A 22,760-nucleotide genomic window follows, 5' to 3' on the forward strand; every position below is an offset into this window, starting at 1 on the left:
AGCGCTCGTCCCGCGCGCTAATTTTCGGTCGAACCTCGCCTCAGCAGACCAGCCGGGCGTCAATGAACTCGGTGCGCGGCGTGTTCTCCGCTGATTCGTCGGAACCGCAGCGGCCGTAGCGATCCATGAGTTCGGCCGCGGAGGTTGTTGCGACCTCCCACCCCTGTTCCGTCAGCCACTTAACCACGTCGGTGCGCTCCTCGACGTACCACAGGTCCTCGACATCGAAGACGTTCTCGTCGTCGGTACCGGATTCTTCCCGTAGCTTGCGCATCTGTTCACGCCGGCCGGCCAGGTAATCCGCATCGAAGAAGCCGGTCCCGAACGCTTCCACGGCGATGCGGCTGCCGCTCGCGCTGAGTTCATGGATGCGGTCGAACAGCAGATCCTGGCCGTCGGCCGGTAGGTAGGGCAATAGCCCTTCTGCCGCCCAGGCGGCCGGTTCAGCGTCGTCGAATCCGGCGTCCAGCAACGCCTTCGGCCAGTCCTGCCGCAGATCGATGGCCACCTGCACATACCGGGCTGCCGGCCGGACATCGTTGGCCCGCAGCGTCTCGGCCTTGAACGCCAAGACTTTCGGCTGATCGATCTCGTAGACGACGGTCTCGTCTACCCACGGTAGCCGCCACGCCCGCGAGTCCAGCCCGGCGGCCAGGATCACCACCTGCTCGATACCGTTGGCGCCCGCGGCGATGAAGAACTCGTCGAACCACTTCGTGCGCGACGCCGCATAGTCCGCGATGGAGCGGATCCGCTTCACCACGTACGCGGGCGGCAACTGCCAGCCGCGCGCCATGGCGGCGTCGATGAACATCTGCGCGTACGGATCGGTGAACAGCGGGCACTCCGAGGCGTTCTCCTGGGCGCGCGACCACGCCACCCCCAGCGCCGTCGCGCCTACGCCCTCGGTGACATCCCAATGGTCGTCGTCAGTTCTCGCCATTCTGGTCGAGTTCCCTTTCCGCGACAGCTTCACGCATTTCGTCTCGGGAGAGCAGATCGTCACGGAAGCTGTGTTCGCGGTAGGCCAGCTGTCCCACCCGGTTCGCGATCACCGGCGCAGTGATCACGGCGAACAAACCTGTCAGGATCAGCATCCCGACATCGGCGTTACCCCGTAGCCGAATCACCGCCCCGGTGAGCACCAGCAGCAACCCAAGGGTCTGAGGTTTGGTCGCAGAATGCATGCGCGTCAAGGTGTCTGGGAATCGGACGATCCCGATAGCCGCCGTCAGCGCCAGCGTCGAGCCGCTGAGGATCAGCACCGCGGTGATGATGTCCGCGACGTTCATCGCGCCCCCCGTCCACCGCGTGGTTTCTCGACATCTGGAACACGGAAACGCGCGACGCTGATCGTGCCGACGAACGAGACCAACGCCATGGCGGCAAGGGAGTAGGTGACGGTGGAGTCTTGGCTGTACGCAGCCCACGTACCGATGCCGCACATCGTCACCGCCGTCAGGGTGTCCAGTGACACCAACCGGTCCAGCGTGCTCGGACCTGCCAGCATCCGATACATCGTGACGCCGGCGGCAGCGCTGAGCAGCACGCCGGCGATCATCCACACGTAGCTCACGCGGACTCCTTGTCGGCCGCCGGACGCCAGTCCTCGTCGCGTTCCAGCGCCGCCTTCAGCATTCGCTCCAGCGTTGCCATCTGGTCGTGGAAGTCTTGGACGCGTCGCTCAGTGTGTGCGTTGAGCACATGGACGTAGACGACCCGGCGCGCCTGGTCCACCTCGAGTGCGATGGTCCCCGGGGTGAGGTTGATCAGGTTCACCGCCATCGCCAGCACCAGGTCGGATTTCAGTGCGAACTGCGCACGCAGCACCGAGCTGACCGGCGGCGGGCCCGGCTTGACGGATAGCCAGGCCACCTCGATCGAGGACTTCACCAACCAATAGACCATCTGGATCACCAGCCGAAGCAACGACAACGGGTGCAGTTTGCCTTCGACAGGCACCACCGGCAGCGGTAGCAGCAGCGTGATCACCAGCGCGACCCCGAGACCACCGAGGAAGTTCGCCACAGAAACGCTGCCCCACAACAGCATCCACACCAGGGTCAGTCCGGCCAGCACGCTCAGCCGCAGCAGCGTGGCCCTCATCGGTCCACCACCAACACGGCGGAGATGTACTGGTCACGGTTCAGCACCTGATCGGCGGCGCGGTCGCTGTAGGCGATGATCGGGCCGGCGAAGATGGTCAGGGCCAACCCGACCAGGATGAGGCCGGCGGTGGGCACCAGCATGCCGACCGGCATACGGCCGACGTGGAGCCGGTCGGCGAACTCGACGTCCTCGGAGTCGTCGAGCAGCACCGCAGGCGTCGCGGCCGCGAGGTGCCCCTCGGGAGCGTCGGACCGGGTCCGCCAGAACGCCTTCGTCCACACCCGCGTCACCACGTACAGGGTGAGCAGGCTGGTGACCACGCTGCCACCTACCAGCATCCAGGCCAGTACCGATCCGTTGTCAGCACCGGCCTGCATCAGGGCGACCTTGCCGATGAAGCCGGAAAACGGTGGAATACCACCGAGATTGAGTGCGGGCACCACAAAGACGAACGCGAGCAACGGGCTGGCCGCGGCCAACCCGCCCAGCCGCTGAAGTGTCGACGCGCCCCCTTGCCGCTCGATCAGGCCGACGACCAAAAACAGCGTCGTCTGCACGACGATGTGGTGGGCGACGTAGTAGATCGCACCCGCGGTGCCCAGATCACTGGACAGCGCGATGCCGAACACCATGTACCCGATGTGGCTGACGAGCGTGAACGACAGCAGTCGTTTGATGTCGCTTTGGGCGATCGCGCCCAGAATTCCGACCAGCATGGTCACCAGCGCGGCTACCAGCAGCACCGGGTCGAGGCCGCCGTTGGGGAACAGCAACGTGTGGGCCCGGATGATCGCGTAGACACCGACTTTGGTCAGCAGGCCGGCGAACACCGCGGTGACCGGTGCGGGCGCGGTGGGGTAGGAGTCCGGTAGCCACGCCGAAAGGGGGAACACCGCGGCTTTGATGCCGAACGCCACGAGCAGCACGGCGAACATCGCGGTGCGGGTGCCACCGCTGACATGGTCGAGGCGCACAGCCAGTTCGGCCAGGTTCAGCGTTCCGGTGGCCGCGTAGACGAACGCGATGCCGAACAAAAAGATCATCGACGAGACCATCGACACCATGACGTAGGAGGCGCCTGCCCGTACCCGGTCTTCGCTGCCGCCGATGGTCAACAGCACGAAGCTGGCCGCGAGCAGCACCTCGAAGCCGACATACAGGTTGAACAGGTCACCGGCGAGGAACGCCATGCACACGCCCGCCGACAGCACCAGATAGGTGGGCAGGAAGATCGACACCGGTTGGCGTTCGTCGCCGTCGCGGATACCCTGCCCGATCGCGTAGAGCATGACGGCGAGCAGCACGATCGAGGACACGACGAGCATCAGCGCCGACAGCCGGTCGACCACCAGCGTGATGCCCAGCGGACCGATACCGGCGACCGTGGGGCCCCAACCGCCGACGTGTAGCGCCATGGTGCCGCCGCCGTCGGACAACCCGAGCAAGACCGAACACACCACCACCACCGCCGACAACGCGACGGTGGTGATCAGGCGTTGCAGCCGGACCCGCCGTCCGGCCAGCAGGGTTGCGGCAGCGCCGAGCGTGGGAATCAGCACCGGCAGCGGCGTCAGTACGCCCGCGAGGGTCATCGCGACCCCTCGTGTCCGGGCAACGCGTCGATCTCGTCGGGCGCGTCGGTGTCCTTGTATATCCCGGGTGTGGACGGGCGGTCGGCGTCGATGGTGGTGGCTTCCTCGTCGGACAGCTGCGAAACCCTGGTGTCCTCGGGGTCGTCGCTGACTTCATCGACCGTGGTCAACCGATAGGAGCGGTAGGCCAGCGCCAGGACGAACGACGCGATGCCCATGGTGATGACGATTGCCGTCAGGATCATCGCGTGGCGCAGCGGGTCGGCCATGTTCTCGGAGGCGTTGCTGGTGGCGCCGCGGATCGGCGGGCTGCCCGCCTTGCCGCCCGCGGTCAGAAGGAGCAGGTTGACGGCGTTGCTGATCAGCAACAGCCCCATCAGCATCCGGACCAGACTGCGTTCCAGCAGCAGGTACACTCCGGCGCTGGTGACCCCGCCGATCACCAGGAGCTGAACGGTGTAAGAGGTCATCCGACCCGCGCCTGTGTGCTTCGAGCCGAACTCGACTCGGCCAACTCGACGTCAAGGCGCGCGCCCAGGCTGCGTAACACGTCGAGAACCAGGCCGAGCACGATCAGGTAGACCCCCGCATCGAAGAACAGTGATGTGACGAGCTTGACGGTGCCCAACACCGGCACGTCGAATTCGAGCACCGCCGAGGACAATGCGGGCGCGCCGAGTAGCAGCGAGCCGACCGCGGTGCCCGCCGCCAGGGTGAGGCCCGCACCGAGCACCTTACCGGCGTCGAATGGCAGCGTTTCGCCGAGTTCGTAACGGCCACCGGCGATATAGCGCAACACCACGGCGAGCCCCGCGGTCAGACCGCCCGCGAAGCCGCCGCCGGGAGTGTTGTGGCCCGCGAAGAAGAAGTACACCGACAACACCATGATCAGCGGGAAGATGATGCGGGTCGCCACTTCCAGCACCAGGGACCGGTGTTGCGGGTCGCGCAGGTCGCTGCCGCGCAGCCAGGTGATGTCGCCGACGGCCGGGCTGATGTTGATGAACGACGCGATCCGGCCGATGTCGGGCTGGCCTGCGTCGGCGACGCGCGGTGGTGTGCCAAAACGCCGGTGCCGGAACACCATCGACGTCACCCCGGTGGCCGCCACCAAGAGCACCATGATCTCGCCCATGGTGTCCCAGGCGCGGATGTCGACCAGAAGTACGTTGACGGTGTTGGAGCCGTGGCCGCGGAAGTAGGCGGCGTCGGGCAGCAGTTCGGAAACCGAAACCCCGGTGCGCGCGGCGGCTGCGAAACTCGCCAGCGTGACGACGGTGGCGCCCACCGCCAGCGCGAGCACGGCGCGTGGCAACCGGCGCGCGTTGACGTGGGCCCGGTCGGCCTCCGCGGGCAGGGTCCGCAACACGAGGACGAAGACGACCAACGTGAGCGTCTCGACCAGGAACTGCGTCAGCGCCAGATCCGGGGCGCCGTACACCGCGAAGATCGCGCCGCATCCGTAGCCGGTCACGCCGACCAGCAGGGCGGAAGCCAGCCGGTTGCGCGTCACGGTCAGACCGATCGCGGCTGCCAGCATGACGAACCCGATCACGGTGTTCAGCGGGAGGTCCCACATCGCGAAGGTCGGGCGGTCGCGCGCCCCCAGGGTCAGCCCCACCGTCGGCACCACGACGAGCGTGGCCAAGATCGCCGACTGGGTCGCCGGAATCGATCCACGCTGGGTCAGGGCCGTCACGCGCACCGACCACACGTCGAGTGCGCGGATCACCGCGTCGTACATGTGGTCGGCGTTGCCCAGCGGTGTCGGGGCGGTGCGCATGCGCCGCAGCTGCTCCCGCCCGACGTAGGCGGCAGTGCCGGCGGCGAGCACCAAGATCGACAGGTACAGCGGCAGACCGAAGCCATGCCACAGCGCGAGCTCGTAATCGTCCACCCCGCCGGGAACCGTGTCGGCGTAGTCGTCGAGGACGTCGTCGATGCGCGACGGCCACAGCCCCAAGGTCAGCCCCGCAACCGCGAGGATGGCCGGTGGGAGCTGGAAGCTGACCGCCGGACGGTGCATCTCGGCGACCAGCTTGCTGGGTTTCGATTGCCCCTTGCGGCCGAACGCGCCGAACAGGAACCGCAGGCTGTAGATGACGGTGAACACCGACCCGAGCACGATGCCCGCCAGCACGAACGGCGACGCGGCGCCCAGCGACGGGCTGTGCAGCACGGTTTCGAAATCCGCTTCCTTGGCCACGAAGCCGAAGAACGGAGGCAGACCCGCCATACTCGCCGTCGCGAGGACAGCGATGGCCAGCAACGGTTTCGCACGATCGCCCAGCCACGCCAGCCGCCGGATGTCACGGGTGCCGGTGGCGTGGTCGATGACTCCGACGACCATGAACAGGCACGCCTTGAACATCGCGTGCGCGACGAGCATCGCCAGCCCGCCCAGCATCATGTCGCTGCCGCCGCCGCCGACCATCACGGTGATGAACCCGAGTTGGCTGACCGTGCCGAACGCCAGGATCAGCTTCAGGTCGTACTCGCGTACCGCGCGCCAGCCGGCCAACAGCATGGTGAGCAGGCCGAGCGTGAGCACGACCGGACGCCAGATCGGGAAGTCCGCGAACCCCGGCGCCATCCGCGCAATGAGATAGACGCCGGCCTTGACCATCGCGGCGGCGTGTAGATAGGCGCTCACCGGGGTGGGGGCGGCCATCGCGCCGGGCAGCCAGAAGTGCAGCGGCACGATGGCCGACTTCGACAACGCGCCGACGAGGATCAGCACCAGGCCCACCGAGGCGGCCATCCCGGTCGGCGGCGACGCGATCAGCTCCGAAAGCAGGTAGGTGCCCGCGAGGTTGCCGAGCACGACGATGCCCACCAGCATCGCCAGCCCGCCGAAGGTTGTGACCAGCAGCGCCTGGGTGGCCGCGCGTCTGCTGGTGGCACGTTCGGCGTAGTGGCCGACCAGCAGGAACGACAGCACGGTGGTGAGCTCCCAGAACACGTAGAGCATCAGCATGTTGTCGCTGACAACCAGGCCGAACATGGTGCCCGAGAACGCCACCATCTCGGCGGCGAAGCTGGGTAACCGGTTCTCCATGCGGCCGTCACGGCGGTGAAAGTAGGGACCGCAGTAGAACAGGATCAGCGAACCGATGCCGAGCACCAGCACGGCCAGGATTGCCGACAACGAATCGAAGCGCAGCGCCACGTTCATCGACAGCTCGGGCACCCAGGCCACGTCGACCGTCTTGGACTGGCCGGCCCCAGGCCAATTCTGTACCACCCAGATCAGCGAAACCGCTGGCACCATCGCCAGCGGATAGAACGCGCGCCTGCCCCACCGGTACACCAAAAGCGGCGCCAACGCGGTTGCCACCGCATGGGCGAGCAAGATGGCGAGCATGGCACTCCGATCGGGTCGTCTGGTCGTCATCGGCCGTCAGGCGATGTGCAGACGCGGGGTGTCAGCCGGTGTCAAGGGCTTGTCTGGCTAAGGTCGGGGCCATTCTACGTGGGCCGATGGCGCACCTTCGCACCGTATGTGCAGTGGGCAGTGTGATATTGAAGCCGCGTCACCACCATCCGGTCACGTCGGAAAGTTGGCGTGCCAGTTCGTCGGTCAGCGTCCGCACATAGGTCGACGAGAGGTGGTGGGCGTCGTGGTAGACGAGTACGTTGCCCTCGACGGCACGGCAGATGTCGAGTCGGCACACCGCGTCGGTGAGGTCCAGTAGCACCATCGACCGGTAGCGGTCGGCGTAGTCGAGGGTGGGGTTGCGCTCGGTCAGCGCTTCGTGGCGCGGCAGCCCGCAGGACTCCGCGTCGCCGCCCTCTGCCAGACAGTCCACCGGCGCAAAGAGCGTGCCGTCGCGGAACATCCACGGGGTGTCGCGTAGGCCAAGGATCGCGATGCCGTTGGCGTCGAGGGCATCCCAAATGCCGAGATAGCCGTCGGGCACCATGTCGCCGGGCCCGTCGGGATGGGGCCGCGTCGTGGTCGTGAACACGAAGTCAGGCCGGTCGGCGGCCAGGGCGGCCATGGCTTTGTGTACCCACGACCGGCACTCGGGATAGGGCTCATGCGTGACGGCGTTGCGTGGATCGTCGTCGCTCGTGAGCGGGCAGCCCATCTTGAGGTAGGTCACGACGCGGAAGCCGTGGCGCACGCCGAGTAAGTCGAGCGCGGCGATCCAATGTTCTGAGTGCGAACCGCCTGCCAACGCGATCGTGCGCGCCGCGCCGGCGTCGCCGTACACGCACCGGATCACCTCGGTGCTGTCGAACTCGGTGATGCAGCCGTCGGTCGTGGTCGGAGGAAGATCCTCGGCGGCCTCCAGGATGGTGGGCCGCATGGGCAGGTCGGGCACGCGCACGGGGTCGAGCAGCGCGCGGGCACCGGGATAGTCGCGCGGCGACAGGGACGCAAGCTCATTGCCGTTGGCCCGGATGTCCGCGATGTGGTTGCGCCACCCGAACGACGCTACGCACAGCGCCACGACCAGCAGCACGACGGCGCCGCCCAGCCACGGGTGGGCCTTACGGTCTTGGGCACCGCTCACCTGGCGCAGCGGATCCTCGACGAGCCGCAACGTCAGGTAGGCCAGCAGCAGCGAAGCGGCGAACAGCAGGATGCCGCCGCGCAACCCGACGGTGTCGCGGTCCAGAAACGTCATCGCGAAGATCAGCAGCGGCCAGTGCCACAGGTACAGCGCATAGGCCATGGCGCCCAACGTGACCAGCGGTGCCGCGGCCATCAGCCGGTTCGGCCACGGCAAGCCGGCCTCGGCGCCGGCGCCGCTGAAGATCAGCAGCAGCGCGGCGCCGACGGGGACCAGGGCCCACGGTCCCGGGAACTGTGCCGCGCCGTCGAGCAGGACGCCGCAGCTGAAGAGCATGGCCAGCCCGGCCAACGCAGCGGCGACGCGCAACCAGCCGGGCAGGCGCACGGCGGAGATCGCCGCGGCCGCCAACACGCCGGCCAGCATCTGCCATGCCCGGGCGAAGCTGTCGTAGTAGGCAGTGGCCGGGTCGAGATGGTGGGCCAGCACTGCGTAGGCGAACGAGGCGACGGTGGCGGCGGCCGTGACCGTGACCAACACCTGACGTCGCCGCGCGCCCCAGCCGCGCTTGTCGGCGGCGATCATCACCAACCAGGCGAGAAGCAGCATCGCGACCAGGAACTGGCCCTGCACCGACATGGACCAGATATGTTGCAGCGGGCTGACGCTCTGGCCGGCCCGCAGATAGTCGCCCTCCGTGACGGCCAGATACCAGTTCTGGAAATAGCCGAGGCTGGCCAGGCTCTGATCGGCGAACGCCTCCCAGCGCGTCTGCGGTTGGATCAGCACCGTCAGCGCGGCCGCGGCGGCCAGCACCACCACCAGCGCCGGGCCCAGCCGGCGGACCAGCCGAATCAGCGCGCGGGGTAACGGCTCGTCGGCGCCGGGTTCGGAGGCCTGCCGCAACAGTCGGCCGCCGAGGAAAAAGCCGGAGAGCACCAGGAAGACGTCGACGCCGCCGGAGACCCGGCCGAACCAGATGTGATAGATGACGACGAGCACGATCGCGATGCCGCGCAACCCGTTGAGATCGTCGCGGACGCCACGGCGCACCGTCGGGGCAGCGGGATAGAACTGAACGGCGGGCACGCGGATCCTAGGGGCGGTCGAGCATCACGCCCGGTCGCTAGGGCGGAGGTGGCTTAAAACTATCGAAGCCGCGTACCCCCAGGCCAGCTGGGCTGGGCATCAGCGGGTGGCCGAGCACGCCTTCGTGCGATTTCGGCGCGCTTTCGGACCCGCACGGGGCGTTAGCGCGCCGAAATCACGTGCCGAACGCCCGCAGCGACTGCACCTGGGCGGCGTCCAGCGACGGACGCACGGCCTCGCGGGCCTTGGCGACATCGGCGGCCGTCACGTCGGCGGCGTCGATGGAGCGCCGCATCGCCGTGAGCGCCGACTCGCGCAGCAACGCGACACAGTCCGCGGCGCTGTAGCCGTCGAGTTCCTGGGCCACCGCATCGAGATCCACATCGTCAGCCAGCGGCACCGATTTGCCTGCGGTGCGCAGGATCTCGCGGCGGGCCTCGGCGTCCGGCGGTTCGACGAACACCAGCTTCTCGAGCCGCCCGGGCCGCAACAGGGCCGGGTCGATCAGGTCGGGCCGGTTCGTCGCGCCGAGCACCACCACCTCGCGCAGCGGTTCGATGCCGTCGAGTTCGGTGAGCAGCGTGGCCACCACCCGGTCGGTGACACCGGAGTCGAAGCTCTGCCCGCGCCGAGGGGCCAGCGCGTCGATCTCGTCGAGGAATACCAGCGACGGCGCGGAGTCGCGGGCGCGTTGAAATAGTTCGCGCACGGCCTTTTCCGATGAGCCCACCCATTTGTCCATCAGCTCGGCGCCTTTGACCGCATGCACCGACAGCCGTCCCGTACTGGCCAGGGCGCGCACCACGAACGTCTTACCGCACCCGGGTGGGCCGTAGAGCAGCACGCCGCGCGGCGGTGCGACCCCGAGTCGGGCGAACGTGTCGGGATGCTGCAGCGGCCACAGCACCGCCTCGGTTAGCGCCTGCTTGGTGGCTGCCATGTCGCCGACGTCGTCGAGCGTCACCGAACCGACCGAGACCTCTTCGGTGGCTGACCGCGACAGCGGGCGGATGACCGACGTCGCGCCGATCAGGTCTTCTTGGGTCAAACGCGGCGGTGCGTCCTCGGCGCTGGCCCGTGCCGCCGCCCGCAGCGCCGCCTCGCGCACCAGGGCGGCCAGGTCGGCGACCACGAAACCCGGTGTGCGACCGGCGACTTCGTCGAGCTCCAGGTCGTCGGCGGGGACGTCGCGCAGCAGCACTTCCAGCAGCTGTTTGCGGATCGCGCCGTCGGGCAGGGTGAGCCCGAGCTCGCGGTCGCACAGATCGGGGGCGCGCAGCCGGGCGTCGACGTTCTCAGGCACCGCCGAGGTGGCGATGAACGCGACCCCGCGGGTCGCCACGGCGTTGCGCAGTTCGGCCAGGATCAGCGACGCCACCGAGTCCGCCGCTGACGGCAGCAGCGCGTCGATATCAGTGATCAGCAGCACGCCGCCGTCGTCGCGCACGGTCTTGACCGCCGATGCCACCCGGTTGAGCCGGTCTTCGGCGGCCAGCGCCCCGACGTCGGGTCCATCGAGTTCGATGAGTCGCCGCTCGGCGCACACGGCACGCACCATGGTGGCCTTACCGACTCCGGCGGGACCTGACACCAGCACGCCGAGATTGGCTGCGGCGCCGAGTGTTTCCAACAGCTCCGGTTGATCGAGTGCGAGCTTGAGCCATTCGGTGAGGCGTTCGGCCTGGGGTTGGGCACCCTTGAGGTCGTCGATGCTACGCACCGGCGTCGAATCCGATGGGGCCGGGGACGACGTCGACGCCGGCGTCGGGGTCGATGCCGAGGACGACGTCGACACCGCCCATGCCACCGCCGTATTCGGCTGGACGCTGACCGGTCCGCTGGGATCGGTGCCGGTCACCGTCAGCAGCTCTGAGGTCCAGGTGATGCCGACCGACGACGCCAGCGCCGCGGTGGCCCGCGAGGTGGGGATGTCGGGCCCGAGTTCGCGGGGCAGCAGCGACACCGTATCGCCGACCGTCATCACCTTGCCCAGCAACGCTTGTCGTAGCGTCTGCGGTGAAATCGACTGCGACGTGAGCTTGGAGCCCGTCACCGTCACCGACCGTGCGCCGTAAACGGTCACCGGAGCGACCAGCACCGAGGTGTCTTCGCGTAACCCGGCGTTGGACAACGTGACGTCGTCGAGCAGCGCCGTGCCCGCCGGGGTGCCCGACGGCGCCGCACCCACGACCGCTGCAGTGGTCCGAGAGCCGGTCAACGACACCGCATCCCATTCCCGGAGGCCCAGCGCCGCAATCGCTTCGGGATGCAGCCGGACCACGCCGCGCCGGGAGTCCAGCGCGGACGTGTTCAGCCGGGCGGTCAGGCTGAGTTGCTGGTCCGCCACGTCAGGAGCCGGGCCTGCGTAGTCCGAGCCGCAGCATCGAGCGTCGGTGCGGCTGGGCGCGGCGGATGGCCCGGCGCGCCGCGCGCTGTTGACGTGGCCGCTCGTCCCATACCTCGGGGTGCTGCGCCAGGAACCGTTTGGTTCGCACGGCGAACGGGATGTGGATGACGTAGGCGGCGATGATCAGCAGGATCACCAGGTAGCCGAAAAAGATCGCGGCCGCCACACCCATCGCCAGCAGCGCAAGCAGCGGCGCGACCATGTTGGGCGAGACCGAGAAGGTGTGGATCTTGCGCATCGGGATGGTGCTGACCACCAAAAGTGACACGCCGATCATCCAGATGACCACCGCCCACTCCGACGTCCACCAGCCCTCCCCGAACTGCATCTTGGCGGCAAGCGGCCCGATCGATCCGATCGCGCCGGCCGGGGCGGGCATCCCGACGAAGTACTTTTTTTCGTAGGCGGGCTGGTCGATCTCGAGCATCGCGTTGTAGCGCGCCAACCGCAACACGATGCACACCGCGTACAGCAGCACCACCATCCAGCCGATCCGCGACTGTGACAGCAGCGTGGCGTACACGATGAACGCCGGTGCCACCCCGAAGTTGACCGCGTCGGCCAGCGAGTCGATCTCCTCGCCCATCCGCGAGGTCGCCTTGAGCGCGCGGGCCATGCGCCCGTCGAGCGCGTCGAGAATGGCCGCGACCGCGAGAAACGCCATCGCCTCGGTGGGCCGGTCGTCCAGCGCCATTTTGACCGCGGACAGGCCCAGGCAGATCGCGGCCACGGTCATACCGCTGGGCAGGATGCGCAGGCTGACCACGCCGGGCTTGACCCGAGGTTTGATCACGGAGCCGCTCCGGCGGCGACATCGGATCGCAGCTCGGCCAATACCGTTTCGCCGGCCAGCGCGCGTTGCCCGGTGGTCACCAGGACGTTCGCATCGGCGGGCAGGTAGGTGTCCAGCCGCGAGCCGTAGCGGATCAACCCGTAGGTCTGGCCCATGGCCAGCGTGTCGCCGACCTTGGCGTCGCAGACGATGCGGCGTGCGATCAGCCCGGCGATCTGTACGGCGATCACCTCCACCCCCGCGGGGTCGCGGATCACCATGCTGTTGCGTTCGTTGTCCTCGCTGGCGGCCTCGAGTTCGGCCGAACCGAACAACCCGGGCCGGTGTACGACGGCGGTCACCTGGCCCCCGATCGGTGCGCGCTGCACGTGCGCGTCGAACACCGAAAGGAAGATACTGATGCGCGGCAAAGGTGTTGGCGGCAAACCGAGTTCGGCCGGCGGCGATTTCTCCTCGATGAGGCAGATCAGCCCGTCGGCCGGTGCCACGACAAGACCAGGACGGGTCGGCGCCACCCGGGGCGGATGCCGGAAGAACGCTGCGTTGGCGGCTGCCGACGACAGCCCAGCCCGGCGCAACCACGGGTTTTTCCAGCCGAGCGCGGCGACCGCGAGGCTGGCGCCCACGAAGGGCAGCCCGGCGCGGTGCATCGGCGGAATCGTGGTGCGCACCAGCGCCGCGAGCCGCTCGGGGCCTGATGTGAGGTCGGGGCGTCTGGCCATTGTCCCGCGATTCTACGGGCGGGCGGTGCGGCCTAGACGGCTATGCCAGGTCCCACACCCGCACCTGCGTGCCCTCAGCTACCTCCGTGACGTCCTCGTCGATCTCGAGCAGACAGTTCGCCGACGCCAGCCAGCGCAGATGGTGCGAGGCGGGCGGGCCGTAGCTGGTGACCGTGCCCGCGTCGGCGTCGAACACGCCGCGGCGAAACTGCCGCTTACCGCGCGGCGAGGTCAGATCCTCGGTCAACACCGCGGTGCGGCGCGGACGCTCCGGGTGCGGCAGGCCCATCGCAGCGCGCAGCGGCGCACGCAGGAACACCTCGAACGACACCAGCGCGCTGACCGGGTTGCCCGGCAGCGTGACGATCGGCGTGCCGGTGTCTGATATCGCAGGCAAGCCTGCTCCGGTGTCTGATGTCGCAGGCAAGCCTGCTCCGGCGACCCGCCCGCAGCCCTGCGGCATCCCCGGCTGCATCGCGACCTTGACGAAATCGACGGAGCCGCCCCGGCCGGATGTCGTCGGCGGCCCGACTCCGAACGCCTCCTTGACGACCTCGTAGGCGCCCGCGCTGACCCCGCCGGTGGTGACGATCAGATCGGCGTCGCCGACGTGGCGGGCCAGTGTGTCGCGGAACGAGTCGACGTCGTCGCCGGACATCGCCGAGGCCACCACCTCGACGCCGGCGTCGCGCAGGGCGGCCGCCAGCATCACCGCGTTGGACTCATAGATCTGGCCGGGCTGCAGCGGTGTGCCCGGTGCGACCAGTTCGGTGCCCGTCGACATCACCAGCACCCGTTGTCGCGGAATCACGGTGAGCTCACCGAGTCCGAGCGCCGCCGCCAGACCCAGCGCTGCCGGGGTGACCAGATGTCCACGGCGCAGCACCGTGGTGCCCGCCGTGACGTCCTCGCCCGCGCGGCGGATGTGCTTGCCGGGCGTCGCGGTGGCGCGCACGGTGACGGTGTCGACGCCGCCGTCGGTCGCCTCCACCGGTACGACGGCCGTCGCGCCGGAGGGCACCGGTGCCCCGGTCATGATCCGGTGTGCGGTACCGGGTTTGAGCGTCAGCACGTCGGTGCGGCCCGCCGGGATGTCCTCGGCGACGGGCAGCACGACGGGTTGCTCGGGTGTCGCGGCGGCCACGTCGTCGGCGACGACGGCGTATCCGTCCATGGCGGAGTTGTCGAACCCCGGTAACGCCAGTGGCGCGATGACGTCGTCGGCCAGCACCAGTCCCAACGCGCCGGCCAGTGGCACTGCGACCGGCGAGCGGGGCACGATGAGGTCCGCGACGGCGCGCTGATGCTCCTCGACTGAACGCATCAGACGGGGAAGGTGACGCCGGTCAGCTCTTCGGACATGGTCCACAGCCGACGTTGGATGTCCTGGTTGTGCGACTGTGCGCTGGACGCAACGACTTTCGGATGTCCGCGTAATTCTCCGATACCGTCGGGTCCGTAGTACTGACCGCTGTGCACGGCAGGGTCGGTGGCCGCGCGCAGCGTCGGCAACGCGCCCATGTCGGCGGGCTGGGTGACGAACTTCCAGATGAAGCCGGGGATGAAGTCGGGCAGGTGCCGCATGAGTTCAGTGTCCGAGAACCCGGGATGGGCGGCCGCCGCGATGGTGGGGGCCGCCTTGGCCTTCAGCCGGCGCGCCAACTCGTAGGTGAACAGCAGGTTGGCCAGCTTGGACTGGCCGTAGGCCGCCACCCGGTTGTACTTGCGCTGCAGATGCGGATCCTCGAAATGGATGCGCGCCAAGGCGCGGTGCCCCACGCTGCTGACCGTCACGACCCGCGACCCGCCGACCGGCAGCAGGTTCTCCAACAGCAGCCCGGTCAGCGCGAAGTGGCCGAGGTGGTTGGTGCCGAACTGCATCTCGAAGCCGTCTTCGGTGGTCTCGCGCCTCGGCACGTACATCACACCGGCGTTGTTGATCAGCAGATCGATGCGGGGATGGGCCGCGCGAAGTGCGTCCGCGGCCTTGCGGACGCTACGCAGCGACGACAGATCGAGCTCTTGCACCGTGACGTCGGCGTTGGGGCTGGCCGACTTGATCCTCTCGACGGCTTGCCGGCCCTTGTCCAGATCGCGCACGGCGAGCACGACATGTGCACCCTTGTCGGCCAGCACCGCCGCGGTGTCATAGCCCAATCCGGAGTTGGCGCCGGTGACGATTGCCACCCGCCCTGACTGATCCGGCACATCGGCTGCGGTCCATTTGGCGGTCATGGCATCAACATACTGCGCCCGTCGTGCGTCATGCTCGAATCATGGATCTGCTTGAACCCGCCCATCCGCCGAGCCGCAAAGCCCCTCTGGTCTGGGCGATCGGCGCGGCGATTCCGTGGCTGGGCCTGGCGTTCGCCCAGCTGGTGTGGCTGATCGTCGATTTCCGGGTGTGGTGGCTGCACGCGTTGGCGGCCGTGCTCACGGCGGTGGGCATCGTGGTGTTCGTCATCGTGGTGCCGCTGTGGCGGTATCGGGTGCACCGCTGGGACATCGATAGCCGAGCGGTGTACACCCGGTCGGGTTGGCTGGTGCAGGAGCGCCGGATCGCGCCGATATCGCGGGTGCAGACCGTCGACACCGAACGCGGGCCGCTGGACCGGCTGTTCGGCCTGTCCACTGTCACGGTGACGACGGCGTCGTCGGCGGGTGCGGTGCGCATCGTGGCGCTGGACGCCGAGGTGGCCGACCTGATCGTCGCCCAACTCACCGACGTCGCGGCGCTCGGCGCGGAGGACGCCACATGAGCGCGCCGCCCGCCGCCCGCAACGAGGTGTGGCACCGGCTCAGCCCGCGCATGCTGCTGGTGCATCCGGTGCACGAGGTGATGCGCCAGATCCCGGTGATCGTCGGGTCGCTGGTGCTCGGCTCGGCGACCGGTAACCCGACCGTGGTGGTGATGGTCGTCGCGGCGACGGTCGCGTTCGGCGTGGCGCGGTGGTTCACCACGACCTACCGGATCGGGCCCAGCGATGTACAACTGCGCACCGGCGTACTGCAACGCAAGGTCCTGGCGGTGCCGCGCAACCGAATTCGGTCGGTGTCCACTGAGGCCCGGCTGCTGCACCGGCTGCTGGGGTTGACGGTGCTGCGGGTGAGCACCGGACAGGAGGCCAGGGGTGACACGGTGTTCGCGCTCGACGCCGTCGAAGCCGAGGAGGTGCCGCGGCTACGCGCTGTCCTGCTGGCCGAGTCGTTGGCTGTCGCCGACGAGGAACAGGGGCCCGCGGGCCGGGTGCTGGCGCGGTGGGACCCGTCCTGGTTGCGCTACAGCCCGCTGAGTTTCACCGGCCTGGCGATGATCGCCGCGGCCGCCGGCCTGATCTATCAGATGGGAGCCGGTGCGGCGCTGCAGGATTCGGAGGCCGCCCGCTCCGGCCTGGACACTGTCGCGCAGTGGGGTGTGGTGGCCACGGTCGCGGTGACGGTCGTCGTCGTGCTGATCGCGTCGGTTGTGCTGTCGGTGCTGCAGTCGCTGCTGAGCTACGCGAACCTGGTTCTGCGGCGCGACGCCGAAGTGCTGCACTTGCGGCTGGGCCTGGTGCGGGTGCGCGAGCACACCTTCGACATGCGGCGGCTGCGCGGAGGCACGCTGCGGGAGCCGTTGTTGGTGCGGTTGTTCGGTGGTGCGCGGCTGGATGCGGTGATGACCGGTGTCGGCGGTGAGGGGGAGGCGTCGTTGCTGCTGCCGCCGTGTCCCAGGCCGACGGCCGAAACGGTGCTGTCGGATTTGATCGAGCGCCCCGAGGTGGTGAGCGGTCCGCTGCGCGCGCACGGCTCGGCGGCCACGCGGCGGCGGTGGACGCGGGCGATGGTGGCCCCGGTGGTGCTCGCGGTCGTGCTGGCCGTCGCCGCGGCGCCGATATGGGCCTGGGTGTTGTGGGCGATGTTCGCGGTGTGCTGCGCGCTGCTGGCCCACGACCGGTCCCGGTCGCTGGGGCACCGGGTCGGGGACGGCTGGTTGGTCGCGCGCACCGGCAGCCTGCAGCGGCGCCGCGACTGCATCGAGGCGTCGGGCATCATCGGCTGGACCGTGCGCCAGACGCTGATGCAACGCCGCGCGGGGGTGGCCACGCTGATCGCGGCGACGGCGGCGGGCGTCAAGCACTATCAGGTGATCGACGTACCCGCGGAGTTGGCGTGGTCGATCGCCGCCCAGGCGTCGCCGTGGCTCGACGACACCGAGTGGGCTCGGGCGGGGTCCGAGTTGCGCTGAAACGATTGCCGTTTAATGTCGGGCAATGGCAATCGGTGGAGTGCTCTTCGACATCGATGGTGTCCTGGTGACTTCGTGGAAACCTATCGAAGGGGCGGCGGCGACGCTGCGCACGCTCAACGATCACCAGGTCGCGTGCTCGTATCTGACCAACACCACGACGCGCACCCGGGTGCAGATCGCTGAATTGCTCACCGAGGCGGGCATGGTGGTGCGTCCCGACGAGGTGATCACCGCGGCGGTGTTGACGGCCGAATACGTCCGCGACCGTTTTCCGGACGCTCGGTGCTTTCTGGTCAACAGTGGCCAGATCGCCGAGGATATGCCCGGCATCGACATCGTGTCCTCGAGCCAGTTCAGCGGACCCGAGACGCCCGACAGACCCGACGTCGTGCTGCTCGGCGGCGCGGGACCGGAGTTCGGCCATCTGACGCTGTCGTGGGTCTATGACTGGATGGCTCAGGGGGTGCCGGTGGTCGCCATGCACCGCAGCACCGCATGGACCACCACCGACGGGTTGCGGATCGACACCGGGATGTACCTGATCGGGATGGAGCAGACCTCCGGCCGCCAGGCGACGGCTGTCGGTAAGCCCGCGCCTGAGGGGTTCCTCGCTGCCGCTGGCCGTCTGGGTGTCGAACCCGACGAGATGTATATGGTCGGTGACGATCTCAACAACGACGTGCTGGCAGCGCAGGTGGTCGGGATGACAGGGGTGTTGGTGCGCACGGGCAAGTTTCGGCAGGACACGCTGGACCGTTGGGCCGCAGACGAGTTCGCGATGCAGCCCAACCACGTGATCGACTCGGTTGCCGATTTGCCGGAGCTTCTCGGGCTGGAGCGATGACCGTGTGGGAGCGGATGCAGCAGGCGTTGCTGCGGCGCGGCATCAACACTGTGTTCGAACTCATGTTGTGGATTGCGTTGTTGTACACCGTGATTGGTGTCGCGTATGCGATGTTGCACATCGAGCTGATCGGCCAACTCAAACATGCGCTCAGCGCCCAGTTCACCGTGTTCGCCAACATCGCGGCGCTGGTGGTCACCGTGGCGTTCTGGCCGGCCCTGCTGGCCAGCTCGCTGCTCTGCGGTGTGGCCGGCTGCGGGCTGCTCACCTAGTGTGATTTCGGCGCGCTTATGCACCCTCAGCGGGTTGTAAGCGCGCCGAAATCACGAATTCAGCGTGCGGACCGCTTCGATACGCGCCTGCAACTGCTCGGTGGTGGCCGCTGCCACCGGCGGGCCACCGCAGATCCGGCGCAGCTCGTTGTGGATCCAGCCGTGTGGCTTGCCGGTGCGGTGATGCGCGATCGACACCAGCGCGTTGAGTTCTCGGCGCAGCTCGCGCAGCTGCCCGTGGCGCGCGATGTGAGCCGCCCGCTGCACCTCGCCGCTTGCAGTGCGTTTGGTCAACTGCTCTTCTTGCCTGCGCCGCAGGAGGTCTCGCATCTGCTCGGCGTCGAGCAGCCCGGGGATACCCAGGAAGTCGGCTTCCTCGTCGCTGCCTGCGGGCGTCGCGGTGCCGAACGACGAGCCGTCGAAGATCACCTGATCCAGCTCGGCGTCGGCGCCCAGCGATTCGAAGCCGTTGTCGAGCTCGCTGGGCTCGGACTTGCGGGGCTCGACGTACTCGTCGTCACCGTCGGTTTCGCGGTGGGGCTTGCCGAGTACGTGGTTGCGCTCGGCCTCCATCTCACTGGCCAGCAACAGCAGGTTGGGTACCGAGGGCAAGAAGATGCTAGCGGTCTCCCCAGGTCTACGGGACCGCACGAAGCGGCCGATGGCCTGGGCGAAGAACAACGGCGTCGACGCGCTGGTGGCGTACACGCCGACGGCCAACCGCGGCACGTCGACCCCCTCGGACACCATCCGGACGGCGACCAGCCAGCGGCTGGTGCCCGCGGCGAACTCGCTGATCCGGTCCGACGAGCCGGGGTCGTCGGAGAGCACCACGGTCGGCGCCTCGCCGGTGATCTTGGTGAGCAGTTCGGCGTAGGCCCGCGCGGCGGTCTGGTCGGAGGCGATCACCATGCCGCCGGCGTCGGGCATGTGCTGGCGCTTCTGCTGCAGCCGTCTGTCGGCGGCGGCGATGACGGCCGGCATCCATTCGCCCGCCGGGTTCAGCGCGGTGCGCCAGGCGCGTGCGGTCTGTTCGGCGGTCAGCGGCTCACCGAGGCGCGCCGAGTGTTCTTCGCCCGCGCTGTCGCGCCAGCGCGCCTCACCGGAGTAGGCCAGGAAGACCACGGGCCGCACCACGCCATCGGCCAGCGCCTCGGCGTAGCCGTAGGTGTGGTCGGCCACCGAGCGCTGTACGCCATGCCCGTCGGGCTGGTAGGCGACGAACGGGATCGGGTTGTCGTCGCTGCGAAACGGCGTACCGGTCAGCGCCAGCCGGCGGGTGGCGTCGCTGAACGCCTCGCGCATGGCCTCGCCCCAACTCTTGGCGTCCCCGCCGTGGTGGATCTCGTCGAACACCACGAGCGTGCGATAGTTCTCGGTGCGCACCCGGTGGCGGGTCGGGTGGCTGGCCACCTGCGCGTAGGTGACGACGACCCCGTGGTACTCCGACGACGTCTGCGCCGACGAGTTGCTGAACTTCGGGTCCAGCGCAAGGCCGACCCTCGCGGCGGCCAGTGCCCACTGGATCTTGAGGTGATCGGTCGGCACGACAACGGTGATGCGCTCGACGGTGCCGTCGCCGAGCAGCTCACCGGCTACGCGCAGGGCAAACGCCGTCTTACCGGAACCCGGCGTCGCGACCGCCAGGAAATCGCGCGGCCGGGCGCCAAGATACCGCACCAAAGCCCGACGCTGCCAGCCTCGCAAAGCCTGGGTGTCGGGCGCTGAATTAGCCCGCACCCAAGACTCCTCACTGATCGGTAAGCAGCCTAACGCAACGGATTACGCGTTCGCATCTTTCCCGCGTCAAGTGTCGATAAAGAAATTGTCGTTGCGAATGAACCACTCGCGCCGCTCGTCTTCGGTCATGTCCCCGAGCTGCGCCATGCCCTCGAAATAGTGTTCACGCGGGGCGCCCGGAGCAAACAACATCAACAGCGATGCCGGCGCGTCGGCGTCGTTTCGGAAGCCGTGGATGCCGCCGGGCGGAACATAGAGAAAGTCGTTGCGGTGCCCGTCGGTCCAACCGGTGCCGTCGTAGAGCGTGACCGTACCGGACAGCACGAAGAACGCTTCGGACATCGCACGGTGAAAATGAGGTCCCGGGCCACCGGCTTTGGGCGCGATCTCGACGCGGTAGAGCCCGTAGTCGCCGTCGGTGGCCTGCTGATTGGCCAGATAGTGGTATTTCACCAGGCCGAACGAGTCGTAGTCCGCTGGATCGTCGCCGCGTTTGAGCCACGCGCTGACCTCCGGTTCGTCCTCGGTGTACCGGGGCGGAGGATAGGGCGGCACGACAAGTGACATCGGCGTCGAGCCTAGCCCTCGGCGACCTTGCACTCTCCCTGGTCGAGTGCTAAGAATGCAGTTGGCACTCGCGACCGGTGAGTGCTAGGTCGGGACGGTGAGGCAAGGGGCCGCACCCGCGGAGCACACCCAAGCCGTCCGTCGCGGGCACTGCACCCGGCCAACAGATGTGCCATCCCCAATCCGGAGGAAACACTTCGCAATGGCCAAGCAAATTGCGTATGACGAAGAGGCCCGCCGCGGCCTCGAGCGGGGCCTGAACGCCCTCGCCGACGCGGTAAAGGTGACGTTGGGGCCCAAGGGTCGCAACGTCGTTCTGGAGAAGAAGTGGGGTGCTCCCACGATCACCAACGATGGTGTGTCCATCGCCAAGGAGATCGAGCTGGAGGACCCGTACGAGAAGATCGGCGCCGAGCTGGTCAAGGAAGTCGCCAAGAAGACTGACGACGTCGCCGGTGACGGCACCACGACCGCCACCGTGCTGGCACAGGCGCTGGTCAAGGAAGGCCTGCGCAACGTCGCGGCCGGAGCTAACCCGCTCGGCCTCAAGCGCGGCATCGAGAAGGCCGTCGACAAGATCACCGAGACGCTGCTGAAGTCGGCCAAGGAGGTCGAGACCAAGGAGCAAATCGCTGCGACCGCCGCCATCTCGGCCGGCGACCTGCAGATCGGTGAACTGATCGCCGAGGCGATGGACAAGGTCGGCAACGAGGGTGTCATCACCGTCGAGGAGTCGCAGACCTTCGGGCTGCAGCTCGAGCTCACCGAGGGCATGCGCTTCGACAAGGGCTACATCTCGGGCTACTTCGTGACCGACGCCGAGCGTCAGGAAGCCGTCCTGGAGGATCCCTACATCCTGCTGGTCAGCTCCAAGATCTCGACCGTCAAGGATCTGCTGCCGCTGCTGGAGAAGATCATCCAGTCCGGTAAGCCGCTGCTGATCATCGCCGAGGACGTCGAGGGCGAGGCGCTGTCCACGCTGGTCGTCAACAAGATCCGCGGCACCTTCAAGTCCGTGGCCGTCAAGGCTCCGGGCTTCGGTGACCGCCGCAAGGCGATGCTGCAGGACATGGCGATCCTCACCGGTGGCCAGGTCATCAGCGAAGAGGTCGGCCTCTCGCTGGAGACCGCCGACGTGTCGCTGCTGGGCCAGGCTCGCAAGATCGTCGTCACCAAGGACGAGACCACGATCGTCGAGGGCGCAGGCGACAGCGAGGCCATCGCCGGTCGCGTTGCGCAGATCCGCAGCGAGATCGAGAACAGCGACTCCGACTACGACCGCGAGAAGCTGCAGGAGCGGCTGGCCAAGCTGGCCGGCGGCGTTGCGGTGATCAAGGCCGGTGCCGCCACCGAGGTGGAGCTCAAGGAGCGCAAGCACCGCATCGAGGACGCGGTGCGCAACGCCAAGGCTGCCGTGGAGGAGGGCATCGTCGCCGGTGGCGGTGTGTCCCTGCTGCAGGCCGCCCCGGTGCTCGAGGAGCTCAAGCTCGAGGGCGACGAGGCCACCGGCGCGAACATCGTGCGTGTCGCGCTGGAGGCTCCGCTGAAGCAGATCGCCGCCAACTCGGGCCTGGAGCCCGGCGTGGTCGCCGAGAAGGTGCGCAACCTCAAGGCTGGTGAAGGCCTCAACGCCGCCACCGGTGATTACGAGGACCTGCTCAAGGCGGGCGTGGCCGACCCGGTCAAGGTGACGCGTTCGGCGCTGCAGAACGCGGCGTCCATCGCGGCGCTGTTCCTGACCACCGAGGCCGTCGTCGCCGACAAGCCGGAGAAGGCAGCCGCACCCGCGGCCGACCCGACCGGCGGCATGGGCGGCATGGACTTCTAAGTCTGTCCAACGGAAAGGCCCGGTCCCTCTTGCGGGGCCGGGCTTT

20 protein-coding genes are annotated in these 22,760 nt (G+C 68.2%); 5 read left to right on the top strand and 15 right to left on the bottom strand.

Annotation, left to right across the window (positions count from 1 at the left end; translation table 11 throughout):
- Positions 1-40 precede the first annotated feature (40 nt).
- The 13 genes from ABQE44_RS13455 to ABQE44_RS13515 form a co-directional block, all read right to left on the bottom strand.
- Entirely contained in the window at positions 41-943 is a 903-nt protein-coding gene (locus ABQE44_RS13455; RefSeq protein ID WP_448430263.1) for an SAM-dependent methyltransferase, read from the bottom strand.
- Positions 930-1,292, bottom strand: coding sequence for a monovalent cation/H(+) antiporter subunit G (gene mnhG / locus ABQE44_RS13460; protein ID WP_448392354.1), 363 nt, complete (start codon positions 1,290-1,292; stop codon positions 930-932). Before mnhG ends, ABQE44_RS13455 begins: the two co-directional genes overlap by 14 nt.
- Complete coding sequence (locus ABQE44_RS13465) at positions 1,289-1,576, bottom strand: monovalent cation/H+ antiporter complex subunit F (protein WP_448392353.1); 288 nt, start codon at positions 1,574-1,576, stop codon at positions 1,289-1,291. The genes mnhG and ABQE44_RS13465 overlap by 4 nt, the downstream gene beginning before the upstream one ends.
- Entirely contained in the window at positions 1,573-2,106 is a 534-nt protein-coding gene (locus ABQE44_RS13470) for a Na+/H+ antiporter subunit E (protein WP_448430265.1), read from the bottom strand. The genes ABQE44_RS13465 and ABQE44_RS13470 overlap by 4 nt, the downstream gene beginning before the upstream one ends.
- Positions 2,103-3,701: a Na+/H+ antiporter subunit D gene (locus ABQE44_RS13475; RefSeq protein WP_448392351.1), complete on the bottom strand. Its 1,599-nt coding sequence runs from the start codon at positions 3,699-3,701 to the stop codon at positions 2,103-2,105. The genes ABQE44_RS13470 and ABQE44_RS13475 overlap by 4 nt, the downstream gene beginning before the upstream one ends.
- Positions 3,698-4,171, bottom strand: coding sequence for a Na(+)/H(+) antiporter subunit C (locus ABQE44_RS13480; protein ID WP_448430267.1), 474 nt, complete (start codon positions 4,169-4,171; stop codon positions 3,698-3,700). Before ABQE44_RS13480 ends, ABQE44_RS13475 begins: the two co-directional genes overlap by 4 nt.
- Entirely contained in the window at positions 4,168-7,065 is a 2,898-nt protein-coding gene (locus ABQE44_RS13485) for a Na+/H+ antiporter subunit A (RefSeq protein WP_448430269.1), read from the bottom strand. Before ABQE44_RS13485 ends, ABQE44_RS13480 begins: the two co-directional genes overlap by 4 nt.
- A 169-nt stretch (positions 7,066-7,234) precedes the next feature.
- Entirely contained in the window at positions 7,235-9,310 is a 2,076-nt protein-coding gene (locus ABQE44_RS13490) for an acyltransferase family protein (protein WP_448430271.1), read from the bottom strand.
- Positions 9,311-9,485: 175 nt separating this feature from the next.
- The gene (locus ABQE44_RS13495; RefSeq protein ID WP_448430273.1) at positions 9,486-11,657 is read right to left on the bottom strand and encodes an AAA family ATPase; all 2,172 of its coding nucleotides are present in this window, start codon (positions 11,655-11,657) and stop codon (positions 9,486-9,488) included.
- Between the two features lies 1 nt (position 11,658).
- Complete coding sequence (pssA, locus tag ABQE44_RS13500; protein ID WP_448430275.1) at positions 11,659-12,510, bottom strand: CDP-diacylglycerol--serine O-phosphatidyltransferase; 852 nt, start codon at positions 12,508-12,510, stop codon at positions 11,659-11,661.
- Positions 12,507-13,232 carry a phosphatidylserine decarboxylase gene (locus tag ABQE44_RS13505; RefSeq protein ID WP_448430277.1) on the bottom strand — a complete coding sequence of 242 codons (726 nt, stop codon included), beginning with the start codon at positions 13,230-13,232 and terminating at the stop codon, positions 12,507-12,509. The genes pssA and ABQE44_RS13505 overlap by 4 nt, the downstream gene beginning before the upstream one ends.
- Positions 13,233-13,272: 40 nt before the next feature.
- The gene (moeA, locus tag ABQE44_RS13510; RefSeq protein ID WP_448430279.1) at positions 13,273-14,556 is read right to left on the bottom strand and encodes a molybdopterin molybdotransferase MoeA; all 1,284 of its coding nucleotides are present in this window, start codon (positions 14,554-14,556) and stop codon (positions 13,273-13,275) included.
- Positions 14,556-15,467, bottom strand: coding sequence for an SDR family NAD(P)-dependent oxidoreductase (locus tag ABQE44_RS13515; RefSeq protein WP_448392344.1), 912 nt, complete (start codon positions 15,465-15,467; stop codon positions 14,556-14,558). The genes moeA and ABQE44_RS13515 overlap by 1 nt, the downstream gene beginning before the upstream one ends.
- Before the next feature lie 41 nt (positions 15,468-15,508).
- On the opposite strand from ABQE44_RS13515, the gene ABQE44_RS13520 reads away from it, so the two are divergent.
- From ABQE44_RS13520 to ABQE44_RS13535, 4 genes are read left to right on the top strand one after another with little or no spacing between them, the layout of a single operon-like run.
- Entirely contained in the window at positions 15,509-15,991 is a 483-nt protein-coding gene (locus tag ABQE44_RS13520; RefSeq protein WP_448392343.1) for a PH domain-containing protein, read from the top strand.
- Positions 15,988-17,460 carry a PH domain-containing protein gene (locus ABQE44_RS13525; protein WP_448430281.1) on the top strand — a complete coding sequence of 491 codons (1,473 nt, stop codon included), beginning with the start codon at positions 15,988-15,990 and terminating at the stop codon, positions 17,458-17,460. The genes ABQE44_RS13520 and ABQE44_RS13525 overlap by 4 nt, the downstream gene beginning before the upstream one ends.
- Positions 17,461-17,485: 25 nt before the next feature.
- Entirely contained in the window at positions 17,486-18,307 is an 822-nt protein-coding gene (locus tag ABQE44_RS13530; RefSeq protein WP_448392341.1) for an HAD-IIA family hydrolase, read from the top strand.
- Positions 18,304-18,579: an addiction module protein gene (locus ABQE44_RS13535; RefSeq protein WP_448392340.1), complete on the top strand. Its 276-nt coding sequence runs from the start codon at positions 18,304-18,306 to the stop codon at positions 18,577-18,579. Before ABQE44_RS13530 ends, ABQE44_RS13535 begins: the two co-directional genes overlap by 4 nt.
- Before the next feature lie 51 nt (positions 18,580-18,630).
- On the opposite strand, the gene ABQE44_RS13540 is transcribed toward ABQE44_RS13535, so the two are convergent.
- Positions 18,631-20,319: a DEAD/DEAH box helicase gene (locus ABQE44_RS13540; protein ID WP_448392339.1), complete on the bottom strand. Its 1,689-nt coding sequence runs from the start codon at positions 20,317-20,319 to the stop codon at positions 18,631-18,633.
- Between the two features lie 66 nt (positions 20,320-20,385).
- Complete coding sequence (locus tag ABQE44_RS13545) at positions 20,386-20,886, bottom strand: cupin domain-containing protein (protein ID WP_448392338.1); 501 nt, start codon at positions 20,884-20,886, stop codon at positions 20,386-20,388.
- 202 nt (positions 20,887-21,088) lie between these two features.
- On the opposite strand from ABQE44_RS13545, the gene groL reads away from it, so the two are divergent.
- Complete coding sequence (groL, locus tag ABQE44_RS13550) at positions 21,089-22,714, top strand: chaperonin GroEL (RefSeq protein ID WP_448392337.1); 1,626 nt, start codon at positions 21,089-21,091, stop codon at positions 22,712-22,714.
- Positions 22,715-22,760: the final 46 nt, after the last annotated feature.

This window comes from Mycolicibacterium sp. XJ2546, from assembly GCF_053483195.1.

Bases quoted from the DNA above. Each gene is read 5' to 3' on its own strand.
- moeA (WP_448430279.1), bottom strand. From the start codon at position 14,556: ATGCGTTCAGTCGAGGAGCATCAGCGCGCCGTCGCGGACCTCATCGTG.
- ABQE44_RS13545 (WP_448392338.1), bottom strand. From the start codon at position 20,886: ATGTCACTTGTCGTGCCGCCCTATCCTCCGCCCCGGTACACCGAGGAC.
- ABQE44_RS13480 (WP_448430267.1), bottom strand. From the start codon at position 4,171: ATGACCTCTTACACCGTTCAGCTCCTGGTGATCGGCGGGGTCACCAGC.
- ABQE44_RS13530 (WP_448392341.1), top strand. From the start codon at position 17,486: ATGGCAATCGGTGGAGTGCTCTTCGACATCGATGGTGTCCTGGTGACT.
- ABQE44_RS13505 (WP_448430277.1), bottom strand. From the start codon at position 13,232: ATGGCCAGACGCCCCGACCTCACATCAGGCCCCGAGCGGCTCGCGGCG.
- groL (WP_448392337.1), top strand. From the start codon at position 21,089: ATGGCCAAGCAAATTGCGTATGACGAAGAGGCCCGCCGCGGCCTCGAG.
- ABQE44_RS13520 (WP_448392343.1), top strand. From the start codon at position 15,509: ATGGATCTGCTTGAACCCGCCCATCCGCCGAGCCGCAAAGCCCCTCTG.
- ABQE44_RS13485 (WP_448430269.1), bottom strand. From the start codon at position 7,065: ATGCTCGCCATCTTGCTCGCCCATGCGGTGGCAACCGCGTTGGCGCCG.
- ABQE44_RS13515 (WP_448392344.1), bottom strand. From the start codon at position 15,467: ATGACCGCCAAATGGACCGCAGCCGATGTGCCGGATCAGTCAGGGCGG.
- ABQE44_RS13475 (WP_448392351.1), bottom strand. From the start codon at position 3,701: ATGACCCTCGCGGGCGTACTGACGCCGCTGCCGGTGCTGATTCCCACG.
- ABQE44_RS13525 (WP_448430281.1), top strand. From the start codon at position 15,988: ATGAGCGCGCCGCCCGCCGCCCGCAACGAGGTGTGGCACCGGCTCAGC.
- ABQE44_RS13470 (WP_448430265.1), bottom strand. From the start codon at position 2,106: ATGAGGGCCACGCTGCTGCGGCTGAGCGTGCTGGCCGGACTGACCCTG.
- ABQE44_RS13455 (WP_448430263.1), bottom strand. From the start codon at position 943: ATGGCGAGAACTGACGACGACCATTGGGATGTCACCGAGGGCGTAGGC.
- mnhG (WP_448392354.1), bottom strand. From the start codon at position 1,292: ATGAACGTCGCGGACATCATCACCGCGGTGCTGATCCTCAGCGGCTCG.
- ABQE44_RS13535 (WP_448392340.1), top strand. From the start codon at position 18,304: ATGACCGTGTGGGAGCGGATGCAGCAGGCGTTGCTGCGGCGCGGCATC.